This window comes from Coprococcus eutactus, assembly GCF_025149915.1.
Taxonomy (GTDB): domain Bacteria; phylum Bacillota; class Clostridia; order Lachnospirales; family Lachnospiraceae; genus Coprococcus; species Coprococcus eutactus.
The window spans coordinates 557,719-573,620 of sequence record NZ_CP102278.1 but is presented as its reverse complement, the minus strand read 5'-3'; the positions used below and the strand labels follow the sequence as shown (position 1 = coordinate 573,620).

Annotated in this window: 18 protein-coding genes; all 18 read right to left on the bottom strand. The window is 37.3% G+C overall.

The features are described from left to right. Positions 1–155: 155 nt before the first annotated feature. The gene (locus NQ536_RS02455; protein WP_004851500.1) at positions 156–422 is read right to left on the bottom strand and encodes a hypothetical protein; all 267 of its coding nucleotides are present in this window, start codon (positions 420–422) and stop codon (positions 156–158) included. 350 nt (positions 423–772) lie between these two features. Then, complete coding sequence (locus tag NQ536_RS02450; RefSeq protein WP_004851502.1) at positions 773–1,570, bottom strand: PfkB family carbohydrate kinase; 798 nt, start codon at positions 1,568–1,570, stop codon at positions 773–775. Between the two features lie 57 nt (positions 1,571–1,627). Further along, positions 1,628–1,801 carry a DUF6017 domain-containing protein gene (locus NQ536_RS02445; protein ID WP_004851504.1) on the bottom strand — a complete coding sequence of 58 codons (174 nt, stop codon included), beginning with the start codon at positions 1,799–1,801 and terminating at the stop codon, positions 1,628–1,630. Between the two features lies 1 nt (position 1,802). After that, positions 1,803–3,944 (bottom strand): ATP-binding protein, encoded by a 2,142-nt coding sequence (locus NQ536_RS02440; RefSeq protein ID WP_044998161.1) that lies wholly within the window; start codon positions 3,942–3,944, stop codon positions 1,803–1,805. Between the two features lie 145 nt (positions 3,945–4,089). Beyond that, positions 4,090–4,344: a hypothetical protein gene (locus NQ536_RS02435; RefSeq protein ID WP_004851507.1), complete on the bottom strand. Its 255-nt coding sequence runs from the start codon at positions 4,342–4,344 to the stop codon at positions 4,090–4,092. A 635-nt stretch (positions 4,345–4,979) separates the two neighbouring features. Beyond that, positions 4,980–6,017 (bottom strand): FUSC family protein, encoded by a 1,038-nt coding sequence (locus NQ536_RS02430; protein ID WP_004851512.1) that lies wholly within the window; start codon positions 6,015–6,017, stop codon positions 4,980–4,982. A 33-nt stretch (positions 6,018–6,050) separates the two neighbouring features. After that, on the bottom strand, positions 6,051–7,094 hold the full coding sequence (locus NQ536_RS02425) for a HAMP domain-containing sensor histidine kinase (RefSeq protein WP_004851514.1): 1,044 nt from the start codon (positions 7,092–7,094) through the stop codon (positions 6,051–6,053). After that, on the bottom strand, positions 7,094–7,765 hold the full coding sequence (locus tag NQ536_RS02420; RefSeq protein ID WP_004851516.1) for a response regulator transcription factor: 672 nt from the start codon (positions 7,763–7,765) through the stop codon (positions 7,094–7,096). The genes NQ536_RS02425 and NQ536_RS02420 overlap by 1 nt, the downstream gene beginning before the upstream one ends. A gap of 18 nt (positions 7,766–7,783) precedes the next feature. Continuing rightward, a complete protein-coding gene (locus tag NQ536_RS02415) occupies positions 7,784–9,217 on the bottom strand; it encodes a phospholipase D family protein (protein ID WP_004851519.1) in 1,434 nt (477 codons plus the stop codon). A 538-nt stretch (positions 9,218–9,755) separates the two neighbouring features. Next, positions 9,756–10,340 carry a hypothetical protein gene (locus NQ536_RS02410; protein WP_004851524.1) on the bottom strand — a complete coding sequence of 195 codons (585 nt, stop codon included), beginning with the start codon at positions 10,338–10,340 and terminating at the stop codon, positions 9,756–9,758. A 66-nt stretch (positions 10,341–10,406) separates the two neighbouring features. Then, entirely contained in the window at positions 10,407–10,727 is a 321-nt protein-coding gene (locus NQ536_RS02405) for a type II toxin-antitoxin system RelE/ParE family toxin (RefSeq protein ID WP_004851526.1), read from the bottom strand. Then, entirely contained in the window at positions 10,727–11,029 is a 303-nt protein-coding gene (locus tag NQ536_RS02400) for a type II toxin-antitoxin system RelB/DinJ family antitoxin (RefSeq protein ID WP_186814605.1), read from the bottom strand. The genes NQ536_RS02405 and NQ536_RS02400 overlap by 1 nt, the downstream gene beginning before the upstream one ends. Before the next feature lie 54 nt (positions 11,030–11,083). Beyond that, complete coding sequence (gene xerA, locus NQ536_RS02395) at positions 11,084–12,055, bottom strand: site-specific tyrosine recombinase/integron integrase (RefSeq protein WP_004851530.1); 972 nt, start codon at positions 12,053–12,055, stop codon at positions 11,084–11,086. Between the two features lie 75 nt (positions 12,056–12,130). Continuing rightward, on the bottom strand, positions 12,131–12,787 hold the full coding sequence (locus NQ536_RS02390) for a hypothetical protein (RefSeq protein ID WP_004851532.1): 657 nt from the start codon (positions 12,785–12,787) through the stop codon (positions 12,131–12,133). A 44-nt stretch (positions 12,788–12,831) separates the two neighbouring features. Next, on the bottom strand, positions 12,832–13,254 hold the full coding sequence (locus NQ536_RS02385) for a PPC domain-containing DNA-binding protein (RefSeq protein WP_004851534.1): 423 nt from the start codon (positions 13,252–13,254) through the stop codon (positions 12,832–12,834). Positions 13,255–13,280: 26 nt separating this feature from the next. Then, positions 13,281–14,327, bottom strand: a complete 1,047-nt coding sequence (locus tag NQ536_RS02380) for a DUF3592 domain-containing protein (protein ID WP_004851536.1) — start codon at positions 14,325–14,327, stop codon at positions 13,281–13,283. An 89-nt stretch (positions 14,328–14,416) separates the two neighbouring features. Further along, positions 14,417–14,878, bottom strand: a complete 462-nt coding sequence (locus tag NQ536_RS02375) for an NUDIX hydrolase (protein WP_004851538.1) — start codon at positions 14,876–14,878, stop codon at positions 14,417–14,419. A 98-nt stretch (positions 14,879–14,976) separates the two neighbouring features. After that, positions 14,977–15,900 (bottom strand): DMT family transporter, encoded by a 924-nt coding sequence (locus tag NQ536_RS02370; RefSeq protein WP_004851540.1) that lies wholly within the window; start codon positions 15,898–15,900, stop codon positions 14,977–14,979. Positions 15,901–15,902 lie beyond the last annotated feature (2 nt).

Below are 15,902 nucleotides of genomic sequence, written 5' to 3'. Positions count from 1 at the left end.
TCTGAATCGACATCTTTCTCAACAACCCAGGAGCTGCCTGATTACATTCCACCACACAGGAATCATTAAAAGCATGACAACCATCACACACGCCCTCGCATCATTTGCACTTATCTGCTCCTGCATGACAAGTGATACGATATGTTATTTTATTGTTACAGTTCCTCCAGAGCATCAAAATAATTCTCCATCCACTGAATCTGCCTGGCTGTTCTCTCATCAGCCGCATCTGGCGTCTCTATGTCCTCCGGCCACTCATCACCCTCAGAAAGTTCCTGAACTGTAAGCCAGTTGTCCGCAGCCTCAAACTGTATAGTTCTCCCGTCATCGCTCTCCAGGCTCACCAGCACCATCAGCGGTTCACCCGGAAGTCTCTCCTCACAGCCAAAATCTGCCTCGTCTATTCTCTTTATTGTCCACATATAATCACACCTCTTCTCTGTTCTTTTACGCTTTCTCTATTACCGTTATTATACAATTTTATTCTAAAACTCCAATCGTCAATCCAACTTTTCTGAATTGCCTCACGGGTTCATTTGCACCTGGCACCTCGAGTCTTTTATAGTTTGCGAATATCCGTATAAATAGAAAAACCCTTTGAGAAAAAGATTTTTTCTCTCTCAAAGGGCAAGTTGAAAAACTGGAATTTATTTACTTTTCTTCACAACCGGATTCTTAGAAAACATATCGTTTATTCATAATCCAATTATAAACACTCCGAAAAGTGACCATATAATAAACCCTGTCATATTGTTTCTCCTTACAAATCGAATTAAAAGCCACCATAATGAGACAATGTCTCTGTTGCAAATTCTGTACCAACTCTCATAGCCTCGTAAATATCACCTGTTAACATATGAGAACACACAAAGCCTGCATGGTAGCTATCTCCGCAACCAGTAGTATCAACTATTTCTAAAGCTTCATCAGCTGGGACAAAATACTTTTCACCATTATAATATGTAACACTTCCTTTATCAGCTAAAGATGCATTAAATAGTCCTTTATACTTCTTGGAAAATGCTTCAAATATCGGAAGAATTGATTCCTCTCCACTAATCAGGAAATAATCTATATATGGTGCATATTTTTCCATCTCCTTAAAATTACGATATTCTACAAAATCCACAGCCAATCTGAAGTTATTATTCTTTTTTAAATCTATAATTTGTTCAAAACAGCCTGCCCAGAAATGTATAAATACAACCTCTGATTTTTTTATAAAGTCCAATTCATCTTGATTCAATATCATTTTATCAACAATATCACCCGTCCATGAATCATCTTTGTAATATCTGTCACCGTCAGCCGTAAGATATGTACGATTATTTGCAGTTACTTTATCCTCTTCAACTCTTACATGGCTTACATCTATTCTCTTATCAGAAACAGAATCCATAATAAATTTTGCATAGGAATCCTGTCCAACCGCACCCAATATTGAAACATTAAACTCCTCAAATTTTGATGCATGAACTGCAAAATTAAGGGCTTCACCACCTGCACGCAATTCATCTGTTCCATCAAAAACATCTACACAGAGGCACGGAAGTGCCACTAAATTTATCATTCTTGTACCTCCCTAAATTCCGATTTGTAAAACTGTTGCATTGATTATATCAAAGAATCATGCTTGCAGCAATCTCCTTAAAACGAGAGGCAGGTGTGTCCTCCTACCCCTCATCTTCTCCAATCTGCTCCGAACAACATCATATGGGAAATCATATTTATTGATACGGATTACTGGCTGTTTAACCGCTATGGTCTCAACCATCAGCTCCACCAATTCGTTTATGTCCATATTAATCAATAAATTGGACTTCCTCCCTCCCAAGTTTTATATTTCTTATGGTTTTCTTCAGCAACTTCATATCAACTGGTTTTGAAATATGAGCATTCATTCCAGCAGCGAGAGAGTGCTGCATATCCTCTGAAAATACATTGGCAGTCATGGCAATAATCGGGATCGTCTTTGCCTGTTCATGCGAACTTCTACGGATTGCCTCCGTTGCCTCATAACCATTCATAACAGGCATTTGTACATCCATCAAGATCATATCATACTCACCGGGCACGGACTGTTCAAATGCTTCCAAAATCCTTTTGCCATTTTCACAAATAGTACACTCTGCACCTTCAAGCTTTAATAATTCCATTAGGATTTCTGCATTCAACTCATTATCCTCTGCACAAAGGATGCGCATTCCATCCAGAATATCACTATCTGTCTCATGCATTTCTATCTGTTCTGTCGAAGAAACTACTCTGTTCTCCACAATTTTTAGATTTAAGATTACTTCAAAACTACTTCCGCGATTTGGTTCGCTTTCAACCTCAATCGTTCCCCCCATCGATTCAACCAGATTTTTAGTGATTGCCATTCCCAGACCAGTTCCCTGTATTTTGTTTGTTACGGAACTTTCTGCACGAGTAAACGCGTCAAAGATAGTTTCTTTAAAATCAGCAGACATTCCCATACCATTGTCACTGACTATAAAATGATATTTTCCATATGTAGAAGAGTTTGTCTCACTTTCTTCTGCTATAAACTGGATTATTCCACCTTCCTGTGTGTACTTTATTGCATTAGACAACAGATTACTGAAAATCTGCATCAGATGAACCTTGTCGCCATTTACCCACTCATGTTTAAGGTTTCCTTTTGTGATTATAAAACTCTGATTTTTTTCGTTTGCCTGTGAATGAAATATTGTATTGAGTTCTTCTATAGAATCCAGAATAGAAAAATCAGAATATTTGAAAACTGTTTTTCCAGCTTCAATCTTACTCATATCCAAAACATCATTAATAATTCCTAATAGATGCTGAGAAGAAATAGCTATTTTATCTGCATACTCTATAACTTTTTCTTTGTCGCCGGCATTATGTCTGATTAATGATATAATACCAATGATTGCGTTCATAGGTGTGCGAATATCATGCGACATATTGGATAAAAAATCTGTTTTTGCCTTATTTGCATTTTCAGCGGTTTGTAGAGCCTCAATAGCAATGTTCTTAGCCTTTTTCAGATTTTTATTAGCTTCTTCCATTTCGCTTATAGCCATTGCCTGAAGCTCATTGTTTCTTTTTTCAAATTTAACTTTTTGATTTGCAATACTGAATCTGGAAATACTGTAGAATAATCCAGCAAAAAGCAAGAGTATAAATCCTGTCATGAGCATTGTAGTAAGCCCAATCGTTTTCTGGTATTCTTTCAATACATTATCTACTGTCGCTTTTTTTACAATACAAATCAACATCGTATTGTTGCTTTCTATCGGACAATATCCCAAATAATAAGGCTCATCTTTCCCAAAAAGTTCTACTCCTTTTTTTCCCCCCGCAATCTTTTTATTCAGAGAATCAAACTCTTTTTCTGTTATAGCATGATCACTTTTCAAATGTTTCAGTAATGAATAATTTCGAAAAAAAATGTCATCCTTCTGGTTCGTATAAGTAATATTTCCATCATCATCCAACATGAAGAGATATGCACTTCCATCATATCCTCCAGGATTTAACATGGAGTCTAATTTCGAATGATCATACACTGTTCCAATCGCTGTATAAGTTTCCCCATTAATCGTATATTCCTGACATGGAATTGCTACCAAATAACCGTCTTTTTTCACTTGTTCAAATTCCAAAGCGACCAATTTTCCAATATTAGATCCGTTTCTCAAATCCAGCAAAAGCTCACTAGGCATATCAACTTTCAGTTTTGTTCCATCTGAGGTTATAGCTTTTCCATTTTCCTGTAGAAATAAAAGTGTACTCTCAAATTCTTTTTCCCATGCCTTAAAAAAGATTCGGTTATTATCTGTTTCAAGGGATATTTTCTTCTCTTTACACAGATAGCCCTCAACAAAATGTAACTGTCTATAGTATCCACTCACTTGCATATCATAGGTCTGTTGAATCTGTTCGACAACAGCTTCCATACTGATTTCTCCATTTACCTCAATATATGTATTCATCCTATTCAACAGAAACTTTACAAAAACAAAACTTGAAAGAATGAAAATTATGACAAACAATGGTATTATTATTTTTTTTCTCTTAATTATCTCTTGTTCTATTTGCACTTTATTTTTCAACCTCTATATAGTCTTCTGGTGCTGACGGTTGCTGCCCATTTGACATGGCCGCAATCCATGCACTAGATAATGTTGTATCCCCTATTTGCTCAATAGCACATTTTGGATTAATTTTTTTCAAAATAGATTTTGTCGTATCCGTAAGAAGAATGGAATATTCTTTTTCTGTGTCTATTTTTTTATCATTTATTGTTATATCCTTTAATGAGAATCTGTTTTCTTCGTTTTTGACAATTATTTTCATACCAGATGCAATCGGCAACTCACCATGCTCTTTAAAATAGCTATATTATTCTTTCGATTAAAACACATTTCAATATTTTCGTTTTACAAGCCCTTTAGCTTTGTGTCACAGATTTTCATCTGCTTTGTCTCAATTTTTTTATTATAGCATTTTATTTTTTCACGTCCATATTTTTCACGTTAATGTAAAAAAAATGAAACACTTACATATATACAGAAACAAAGAAATTAATCAAGAAATATGGAACCCGAGATCCATTTGAGATCATGGATCAGATGAACATTGTTGTCGGGGAAACTTACAGATATAAGACACTGAAAGGATATTGTTTTATGAGCTGCAAGACGATACACTCTACAATATGACGGATAATACAGAATACCAGGCCAATCTGTTTGCTGCCGATCTGCTGATTGAAGATGAGGAAATCGAAGATATGGTTCAAAACGAGGCCAGGCTTATCATATGCCGATGGAGATTCAGAGCAATTTCCTGGCGAAATAAAGTAAATAAAGATCCTGTTCTATATATCATAGTATGAACAGGATCTTTTTATAATGATTTATTTTCTATCTAAAATTTTATTAAACCGACTAAAGACTCCATAGTTTGTGTGTTTGACTTACTGTTTAGATCTATCTTTTTTTAGACATAAACCAATAAAATATAACACAAAATGCTAAAGCAAACACAACACCAAAAACATTTTGAATCACTCTAAGACTAACCGCTCCTTGTAGTCCATAAGTCTCTGCAGCAATGGCTAAAGCACCAAATGTGTTAAATACTGCCTGCCAGCCATATTTTGCTGAAAATCCTACACCGATTCCACCAAGAATTCCTATATATGCATAGATTGACGAAGGGAGCAGAAAATATAATACTGTAAAACATATAACACCTGCAATATTTCCGACAATCCTTTTACGGACTCTGTAGTGCATATCTTCCATAAACGGCAAAATCACGGACATGGCCGCAATACCAGCCCACATTGCACGTGGCATATTACAAAGTTCTGCAATGCAAAGGACAATCGGTACGCATAAAATCTGACATATCTGCCATTTTGTTCTGGAAGAAGTGATATCAAATTCTTGTATCAGATCTTTCAGATTTCTTTTATAAGTTCTGTTTTTATGATTTCGATAAAATACGAAGCAGGTAAGTGCTGCACCTAAAGCCATTCCGACTAATCGCATCTGATAGCTTTTTCCCGTAACATCATAACCATATAGTAGCAGATACCCAAGACCCAATGTAGATTGATTAAACATGAATGGATTATGGCATCCGAACAGAATCAACACAGCCAGTGCCGCAATATTTAACAGCATTCCCGATACCGGTGAAAACTGATTTGCTAAATGCGGACATACAGTCATAATTACAAAGAACAAAGCCAAAAGCATCGTAGATTGTCCGGTGCGGATCCCCAGATCCGCATTTCTAAACACCATGAGACATAATAAGACTACTACACCTACAATGCTGTTCTCATTTCCAAATAGGATGCTGAAAATACTAACAAAGAAAAAACAAAATGCCATTGTAACAGCTATCTTCACCAGATATACCCACATATGATATAATTTTTCTTTTCGTGTTTCACTCTTTTTCAACAGGTTTTTAGAACCTGCCTGATTTAACTGCAACTCCTGATAAAATGTCATATAAATTCTCCCATCTTCTAATTTATCTTAAAACTATATAATCTCATCTTTCTGCTTTGGCAGCTCTATAACAAATCTGCATCCACCATATTCACGGTTTTCTGCTTTGATTGTTCCTCCGGAACTATCTACAATCCGTTTTACAAGTGCAAGACCTAGGCCATTTCCTTCTGCTTTATGAGATCCATCTACCTGATAGAACTTGTCAAATATTCTGGATTTTACATCATCATCTATTCCTGGTCCTTCATCTTCCAGAATGAACTTAACAGAATCCTGTTCTTGTTTCAGAAACATCGTAATTGTCCCCTTTGAAGGGCTGAACTTAATCGCATTATCCAAAAGATTTATCCAGATATGCATAAAAAGTTCTTCATTCCCAGTATATTTAACTTCCTCCAATTCTACCTGAAAACCAATTTCTTTTTCTGTCCATTTTGTTTCCAATGAAAGAAATGCCTGGCGGATCTGTTCATCCAGACGATATTCTGTTTTTTTCATTGGTATATTCTGATTCTCTAACTTGGATAACAGCAAAATATTACCAACCAATCCGGAAAGTCTTTGGGTGTTAAATAAAATTTTTTCTACATATTCCTCTTGATCCGGAGACAGTTCTTCTCCCTGAAGCAGCATTGTATATCCTTCAATGGCATTAATCGGGGTCTTAAACTCATGAGAAACATTAGATACAAAATCCATCTGCAGCACCTCTGTTGCACGAAGTTCTTTTGTCATAACGTTAAAACTTTGATAAGATTCTCCAACTTCTGCTATACGGCTGTTCGTTTCCAAATGCTGTTCAAAATCTCCCTGAGAAACTTCCTTCATTGCTTTACTAAGTCTGGTAATTGGTTCCAGCAACTTTGCATTAATAAAGGAAGTGATCAGCCCTGCAATCAATGTATTGAAAATCAAAAGCCAGCCAAGCACAGGTATGCTGCCCGGCAGATTAAAAAAATGATTCAAAAAAGCAAATAATAAAGCAGATATGACTGTTGAAAATACAAGTGCCAGCCAGATTGCACCAGTCAGACAGGATCGGATCCGCAATCCTTTTTCTTTCTTTTGTTCCATTATTTTTTCACCACCTTGTATCCAATTCCACGCATTGTTACGATTTCAAAATCAGGGTTATCTTTAAAACGCTCTCTGATTCTTCCTATATGTACCTCTATCGTATGTGGGTCTGCCTCCGTCTCGTATCCCCATACTTCATCCATCAACTGTTGTTTTGTAAATGTTCTGCCTGGCGAAGCTGCAAGCTTATATAAAAGCAGGAATTCTTTTTTAGGCAAAACAAGACTTTCCTTATCAGTTGTAACCGTCATTGCATCATAATCAAACTCTGTTGAACCGATCACAATTTTGTGTTCATTCAGTATCTGTGCACGGCGAAGCAGTGCTCCGACTCTTAAAACCATTTCATTCACATTTACCGGTTTTACCATATAATCGTCACTTCCCGAAAGAAATCCCTGGCGCATATCATCAAAGGAACCTTTCGCAGTGATCATAAGTACCGGTATCTGATATCCTGCTGAACGGAGTTCCGACACCAGTTCATAACCATCCATAACCGGCATCATAATATCGGAAATGATCAGATCAATATACTCTTTATCCAATATTTCTAATGCCAGTGCTCCATCCGATGCACTTTTGACCTGATATCCATTCTTCTCAAGCACTTTTTGGAATAGCTGGCTTAATTCTTTATCATCTTCTACAATTAATATTTGAAACACGATCTTCTTCCTCCTTTATCAGAACAGATATCTTGCCCATCCAAGCAGATGCTGTACCAAAAGTACGTTTCTCTGACGCTTCTTTGTCAATTCAATTGGCTCTACATGATACGGATCACGATAGGTTCCATCTTCCAATACCTGTCGGGACACTCTTTCATATTCCATCATGCCCTCTTCCAACTGTTTATTAATATCTTTACTGCGTATTACAAGCATCAGTTCCGTATCCAGATATGCACTTCTCATGTCCATATTAAATGAACCTATTACAGACAGATCATCGTCAATCAGAATACTTTTTCCGTGGTATGAATAACCGCCTTCATATTCCCAGATATTAATTCCTGTACTTAAGATTCTATTTCTGTTTTTCGCATAATCGGCAGACCCAAATGGATTCCTATTATTCGCAACTGAATTTGTCATGATAGAAAAATCTGAAACGTTCTCTGCAATCTCCTCCCATGTATTATACATCATATCATTACAGATAATATATGGCGTGTGGATCTTCACACGATTTTTTGCATTTTTCATCAATTCTCCCAACTGATACCACACTACTGGTTCTTTGGAACCTGTGTGAATAGGATTTGACACTAATGTAATCTTTTCTGTCTCAAAAGTTTCGTCCGTATAATCGGTCTCGCAGATTCTTTCCTTATTCTCCTCAAAATATTTCTGATAGCTGTTCTGCAGCTCTAAAACTGCGTTCTTTACAGATTTTCTATTTGCCAGTTTTTTATTGTTATGAAAATAACCACTGTCTTCCTGATTCCATATAGTTTCAAAATACTCTGACAACTGGTTAACTGAATTTTCTTTCTCAGGTTCATCGCAAACCACTAACACGTCTCTGTCATAGTTCTTATGTCCCGGAAAATCACCCAGGAAATAATTGTGTGTATTTCTTCCCCCAAGAATATATCGCTTTCCATCTGCAATCAAATATTTATCATGCATTCTACCCATCATTTTCCACGGTTTCAACGGATTGGCCTTATTATACAGTTTAATTTCAACATTCTCATGGGAAGATAATCCATAGAAATACGGATTTCCTTCCATATCAATCCAGCTCTCCATTCCATCTACTAACAGACGAATATGTACACCTCTGTCTGCCGCATCATGCAGTGCTCCTAAAATCACTTTTCCACTTTCATCGGATTGAAATGCAAAAGTAGAAAGAATAATTTCCTTTTTTGCATTCTTGATCAAACGCACTCTTTGTAAAAGCGCTTCTGGATTCTTTTCTATGATTACTGCCCGTTCTGTATTTTCACTGCATTCGTTCCATGACCCATTTTTTGTTTCTTTTTTGGTTGTATTGGACACTTCCGGCTGCTTTTTATATGCAACGCAGATTCCGAGCAATTCATAAAAAGCCGCACATAAAAAAATTGCCAGTATAACAAGAAGGATTTTACATATTTTATGCTTTATCATTGTACATCACCTGATTCCTTTTTATTTCATACTTATACAATACAAAGTCAATCTCAATTTAACCTCAACAAAATTTATTTTTCATGCAGTAATCAGATCTATGCTGACAGTCACAATCGCCTTTCCTGTCTGGAACGACTCCTGCGTCAATTCATCGACCATTGTTCTGTCCTCCCGATATTATTTTCTCTATGCTTCCTGTCCTGTGTGGGTGGTCTTACCCACGGAATACCATTTTTGCTATACATCAGGTATCCTCCTTCTTTTTTATTTGAACTTCTGGACAATTTGTCCAAAAGCTGCTTTCTTGTTCTTTGTCCATGAAAGGACAAAAAAGAGCATTCATGCTTTTACACATAAATGCTCTGACGCTGTTTTATTATAAAATTGTCTTAGCTGTTGTTCCCTACAAACTGGAATTGTATATTAATTTTTCTTATTTAGCCTAATATGGAAATCGTTGGCTTTAGAACATTCTTCATATGTAAGATTAGTTTCATTCATTAAAAACTCAACAGCTTCCTCCTTTGTATTATAATTAGATTTTTCTTTCATATATCTTAACAAATTGGTCATATATATTCTTCCGTACCTCTTCTGACAAACCGGCGTATTTTGTATCCAACACCTTTTTTACGGCTTCGTACTTCCTATTTTTATCTTCTATATCCGGACCACGGTCATAATTAAACCTCACATCATAAAAAATGTGTTTCATATCGTTACTTAAAGCTTGTAACACTCGAAACCCTTTCATAGAAAACTTTCCTTCTTTTATACCATTCTCCACACAGGGCTGTCTCGCCCAATCCATCATAAACCAATTCTCCATCGGCATATTTACACCATATCCGGAATCTGACAAAAAGTCATTTATCTCATTCCAATTTATCTGTAACGGCAAATCGTTTTCTTTCGCAAATAAATAGTCATCACGCTGTAATTCCTGTTTTTTTCGCTTTCTTGTATTTCTTTCATAAACAATCCAGTATATTACCATTGCTGCTATAATACACACGCTAAATATCTTTGTAATCATGGTATTTCCTTTATAAATAATCAAGTATACTACGGTTACTACCGCAATACTTATGCTGAGTACCTTTATAATCAAACCATTCATTGTGTATCTCCCTATCACTAAAAATTGGAAATTAACAAGTCGACAAATTCAAATAAACGCGTGCTTTTATAGCTCGCCTCTCAAACGTGCTTCTATATCAGATGCCGTGTATAACACATCCGTTACAATTACCCTTTCGTCACGGATTATGTAAAACACTGAATAATTATCGACGAGCATTCTACGCAACTCCATTCTCTTTTCCGGCTCAGAATCCATAATCCTAAATCGTTCTGGGAAAGTGTCTAATGTAAGTATTTCATCAGCAATGAGATTATATTGCCCCATTGCATTATCCGGAGCAAGCAAATCTATAGCAATATAATTGTATATATCTTCCATATCCTGCAAAGCTTCTTTTGTAATCTCTACCTTATATTGCTTCATTAATGCCTCTCTCTAAATGCCACAAACGCACTAGCTGCATCCTCAACATTTCCTTTCTCTATATCGGCATATCCTTTTTCTAACTTTTGATGAATCTGTGTAACAGACATCATATCTGCATTCACTGAATTAGCTGCTTTTGGTAATACAATAGAAAAGGGAATTCCTCCTACTAATGATATTTGTTTTAAATACATATCTATAGCAGTAGCCATTGGTATCCCTAATTGTGCCAATACTCTTTCTGCATTTTCTTTTACATCTGGATTTACTCTTATATTTAATGTTGCTGTTTTTCCCATAGAATACACCTCCATCTTTCTTTTATTGTAACGTCTTTTGCGTTACAAATCAATCTATGAAATATATTTTCGATGCGATAGCTTCACATTGTTTTGATTAACCATTGCATATCTGAGCGTTGTATCTATTTGCTCATGTCCCAGAATTTTCTGTACCTGTTCAATCGGCATACCTTTCTCAATTGCTCTGGTGGCCATAGTCCTTCTGAACTTATGTGGGTGTACCTTTTCTACACCTAACTTCTTCCCCATTTCTCGTAATCGTAACTCCACACCGCTTTCAGTAAGTCTACTGTGTGGTTTGTTTAACGACACAAATAACGCTATATTATTATCTGTCCTTGATTCAATATAATTCAACAAATGAATTTTGGTCTTAGCATCAAAATATGCTTTCCTCTCTTTGTCTCCTTTGCCATAAACCACGCATTCCCGCTCAGAGAAATCTATATCATCAATGTTCAGCCTTACCAATTCGCCTACTCTAATTCCTGTTGAAAGCAGGAAATCAATCATTGCCCTATCACGCAGATTATTACAATTATCTCTAAGAATTTCTATTTTCTCATCCGGAATGGTATCTTTTACAATAACGGCAGTCTTTACCTTATGAATTCTTTTCATTGGGCTTTTTATAATATAATCCTCTTCCTCTAGCCACGAAAAAAATGTGGAAAGACTTCTACGAATATTATCAATAGTTACCTTTCCACAATTATTTGTCGTTTGATACTCTACAAGATATTTTCGTAGCATCTCGGTCGTTATCTTTATGACCGGAATATTTATTGTATCCAACATCTTTTCAATATTACACCTATAATAGCGTATTGTTTTGTCAGAACACCCTTCTAAATGCTTTGCAGTTAAAAACATATCTAGAAAGTCCATATTCGTTGTCTGCAAATAATCAGATACAGTATTTTCAGATAACCGTTTTACCAACACCTCTTGTAGTTTCTGCATCTGCGATGCATTTAATACTTCTGCCATGTCATTGATGATGTCATAAATTTCTCTACCCATAAGAGCACACTCCTTTTTGAAGGAGTATATCGTAGAAAAATCAGCACATCAACAGAGCGTATTACTGGAAGTTGTTTATCCAAAATGAAATGGAATAACCATATCAAGTAAAACTGCAAGAACTATACTAATCGTTCCCATTAGCGCAGAACTCCTCAATGTGTCTCTCCTCAAAACAATAAGTCCAATAATAAAGACTATCACTTCCAAAACAGATTTTGCATTAAAATACCAGCATCCATATACAAAGCACATATTGAACAATACTGCCAAAATCAGCGCTGATAGTATAAATGCCAGTTTGCTTTTCCCCTTTGCATACCAACAGACAAAAGCCAATAATGGAGAAACAGCTGTAAATCCAAACCAAATCATCGCATAACTTCTTGGGAAAAATCCTGCAATATAGTTTGAATACAAATAGTAGCTTGCAACCATACCAACAAAGAATACAAAAACATTGATGCTTGCTCTTATTGCAGAATTGCTATAAATAGAAATACACAGTGCAATCAATATCCAGATTGCAAAACGCCCAAGAAAATTACCAATATCTAAGACTCCATTTATTGCCATAAGCACACCTGGAAGTTCAGTTTGACGAAAATCCAGATATTTTGAGAAAGTTCCCAAAGCTATTCCGAGAAACAATATCGCTATGGTATTTATAAGTTTTCTATTATTGGATATTGGATTTTCTGCATTCCTTATATCATTCAAAAAATTTATCATAATTACCCTCACAAATTCCGATTTATCTTATATATTCAACGCACTCAATCAAACTTAAATATATTAAGTCCTGTTCCTTCATCATAAATTCTGTCAACTTTTCCATCAATTACTGAAATTACCATCTCACAGACTGCGCTGACAACAGCTCTGTTCAGATGTCCGCCAAACACTTCACCCTTCTCATTTCCGGCGCTCATATGGAGATGTGCATAATATTCTCCGTCCATTGTACTGATTGTTCCTGTAAGCGATGTGATTTCATAATATCCTTTAAAGCTGTTGGAGTAATATTTCTTTTCATCTATCTTATATACTCCGACTGTAAAATCATCGATAGCTCCAAGAGCATTGATACTGGCAAGCTTTATATTCTCATTAATAGCAATTACCTTCAGTTGCTCCAATATCTCCTCACCTTTGTCAATCCTTGCAATTATTGTGTTGTCAAATCTTTTATATTCCATTTTGTTTTCTCCTTCTATGGACGTTCCTAAATCTTCCCACTATATGGGTTCTGGGTTCCATCTCCCTGCAGATGATCATATTTTTCATACTCCTGTTTCTGCGATTTTTCCCCTACCGTTTCCGCTTGTTCAGATTCCGGCATGAGGTATTTCGGTATATTATACTCTTCCCCCTCTGATTCATCATCCAATATCAGAGAAGCCGCGTCTAATCCTAAATGAGAGAGTATAGATCTAGATGGGGTCCTGCCCATCTTCACATCTATGTAATACTTAATACTTGAGATAATTACAATAATTCCCACAATTCCACATACAACTATGCTTATTTCAGATAAGCCGATACCTTCCCCGCCGTCCTGGAGTAATATAATAGTTCCTATGCAAACCACAAGCATTATAATCCCCGTCAGCAATTCGATCACAAGCTTTCTCTCATCAGAGATTTGACCCTTACGCATTTTCACAAAGGCAAGTATTGATAACATGATCATCGTAATTCCTATGCTCATCAATATGCGGCCCGGCAATGGCTTTCCGCCCACATATGCATCAGCTGGCTCCTCTGGATCATATCTGATCTCCACCTTTTTTCCAATTTGCGGTGGAACCTTTGATGCATCATCATCCTCTAATTCATATTCCGTATCGCCCACGGAATACGCATAAATAGCCGAGTACATCCTCTCGTCATCGCTGTTTTCATAATATGACGATCCCACTACCTTTCCTGTTGCGAAACCGTAGTAATCATCCTTCCGCATTCTGTCTGCTGCCATCAATATTCCAACTATCATTATTCCAATACCAATGACCATAATTATTATAGCCGAAACCTTACTGCTTATATTTCCACGATTGTTTCTTTGAAACATCCTATACCCCTTTCCTCTAAACGCGCTCAATGTATCCCCTGTGTTTGTCCGGATCACTTTCCAAGCAAATCTTTTATTTCTTTTACTATCACTAATATTCCAACTGCCAGAAATATTCCTTCCCTTTTGTACAGTTCTTATGGTCGTGTCTATACCCTCTTTATGTTCTCTGTAGAAATCCGTGACCGAATTGTCCACTGCACCATTTCCATCCCATGCAAGTAATAATAAATCCCAGCTCTGTTTTCCGTGATTATATTCCCCTTCACCATATCACATCTTCAATATCAATAAAACTCCAGCCTGTGCTCCACCAGCTCACTTCCCTCATATACGAGCTTGAGTGAGAAAAATCTCTTCTCCCCTTCGAGCAACAATTTCAGGAATATCGCATCCCCACTCCACGTCGGAAGTGTTGGCACAATCTCTTTATCTATCCACTGAAGGTCCCCCTCATCGCATATCTGAACTTCCCCATCAAATCCATCTGCGGTGAACAGGCACATAAGCTCATTCTCACACTCATTGCTGATAAATGTCACCAGCCCTCTGAATCTGTACGATGTAAGCGTAAGTCCCGTCTCCTCCTTTATCTCCCTCAGAAGACAGTCCTCAGGACTCTCACCCTCCTCGGCATGTCCACCTACACCGATCCATTTGCCTTTATTAATGTCCTTCTCCTTCTTTGTCCTGTGGAGCATCAGGTATCTTCCATCTTTCTCTATGTAACAAAGTGTTGTCATCTTCATATTATCCTCCCAGGGACGTTCCTTCTGTACCGAAGAGTGTCCCTATGTCCTATTGTTATCATGACACGGGGACACTCCTCGGTACAAAAGGAACGTCCCTACTTATTCACTATGTATATTCCTGCACACACCAACACCAGCGACACCAGACTTATCGGACCAAGCGCCTGTGCGCCCTCGCGGAGCAGCCATGCCGACAGTATCACGCCGAACACCGGATTCATAAATCCAAATACTGCAACCCTTGATATAGGATTATACTTGAGCAGCATTCCCCACAGAGAATATGCCACCGCCGATACAAGAGCCAGATATATGAGCATCAAAACTCCACCTGTGGATACGGTGCTGAGTCTGCCTCCCATGGCAAAACCGGCAGCCGACAGAATAATTCCGCCAACTATAAACTGGTAGCCACTGAGCATAACCGGATTGTGTTTTACCGAATATCGCTTCAGGAACACCGATGAAAATGCATAAGCCACTGTCGACAGAAATATCGCACCCTCACCTGACAAGCTCATATGGAAATTCATTCCATTCATGTTTATAAGTACAACTCCCGCAAATCCAACCAGACAGCCAAGCATCTTCTTTGCAGTGACATTTTCCTGATGGAATATGAATCCTGACACTATGATGGCAACGAATACATTTACTGCCTCTATGATGGACGCCTTGACTCCGCTTGTATGTGCGAGACCTATATAAAAGAACAGGTATTGTATGACTGTCTGCAGCATCGCCAGCCACGCTATCTTGCCGGCGCAGCCCTTCTCCGGCTTTATGAACTTTCCTTCCAGCAGACTTCCAAATATCACGGCAAGGATTCCCGCCAGCACGAATCGCATACCGGCGAACAGTATCTGTGCCGACGTATCCGCACTCTCTATATTCCACAGTCCATAACCTATCTTTATACAAGGAAACGCACTTCCACACAACAGGCAGCACAGCATGGCACCGAACCACACAACACTGGTCTTCTGCATCCATTTGTCGTTTATCTCTATCTTTTTCATAT

Bases quoted from the DNA above. Each gene is read 5' to 3' on its own strand.
- NQ536_RS02390 (WP_004851532.1), bottom strand. From the start codon at position 12,787: ATGATAAATTTTTTGAATGATATAAGGAATGCAGAAAATCCAATATCC.
- NQ536_RS02415 (WP_004851519.1), bottom strand. From the start codon at position 9,217: ATGATAAAGCATAAAATATGTAAAATCCTTCTTGTTATACTGGCAATT.
- NQ536_RS02450 (WP_004851502.1), bottom strand. From the start codon at position 1,570: ATGATAAATTTAGTGGCACTTCCGTGCCTCTGTGTAGATGTTTTTGAT.
- NQ536_RS02400 (WP_186814605.1), bottom strand. From the start codon at position 11,029: ATGGGAAAAACAGCAACATTAAATATAAGAGTAAATCCAGATGTAAAA.
- NQ536_RS02370 (WP_004851540.1), bottom strand. From the start codon at position 15,900: ATGAAAAAGATAGAGATAAACGACAAATGGATGCAGAAGACCAGTGTT.
- NQ536_RS02445 (WP_004851504.1), bottom strand. From the start codon at position 1,801: ATGGACATAAACGAATTGGTGGAGCTGATGGTTGAGACCATAGCGGTT.
- NQ536_RS02435 (WP_004851507.1), bottom strand. From the start codon at position 4,344: ATGAAAATAATTGTCAAAAACGAAGAAAACAGATTCTCATTAAAGGAT.
- NQ536_RS02425 (WP_004851514.1), bottom strand. From the start codon at position 7,094: ATGGAACAAAAGAAAGAAAAAGGATTGCGGATCCGATCCTGTCTGACT.
- NQ536_RS02455 (WP_004851500.1), bottom strand. From the start codon at position 422: ATGTGGACAATAAAGAGAATAGACGAGGCAGATTTTGGCTGTGAGGAG.
- NQ536_RS02405 (WP_004851526.1), bottom strand. From the start codon at position 10,727: ATGAAGCAATATAAGGTAGAGATTACAAAAGAAGCTTTGCAGGATATG.
- NQ536_RS02430 (WP_004851512.1), bottom strand. From the start codon at position 6,017: ATGACATTTTATCAGGAGTTGCAGTTAAATCAGGCAGGTTCTAAAAAC.
- NQ536_RS02375 (WP_004851538.1), bottom strand. From the start codon at position 14,878: ATGAAGATGACAACACTTTGTTACATAGAGAAAGATGGAAGATACCTG.
- NQ536_RS02410 (WP_004851524.1), bottom strand. From the start codon at position 10,340: ATGAATGGTTTGATTATAAAGGTACTCAGCATAAGTATTGCGGTAGTA.
- xerA (WP_004851530.1), bottom strand. From the start codon at position 12,055: ATGGGTAGAGAAATTTATGACATCATCAATGACATGGCAGAAGTATTA.
- NQ536_RS02440 (WP_044998161.1), bottom strand. From the start codon at position 3,944: ATGGAAGCTGTTGTCGAACAGATTCAACAGACCTATGATATGCAAGTG.
- NQ536_RS02385 (WP_004851534.1), bottom strand. From the start codon at position 13,254: ATGGAATATAAAAGATTTGACAACACAATAATTGCAAGGATTGACAAA.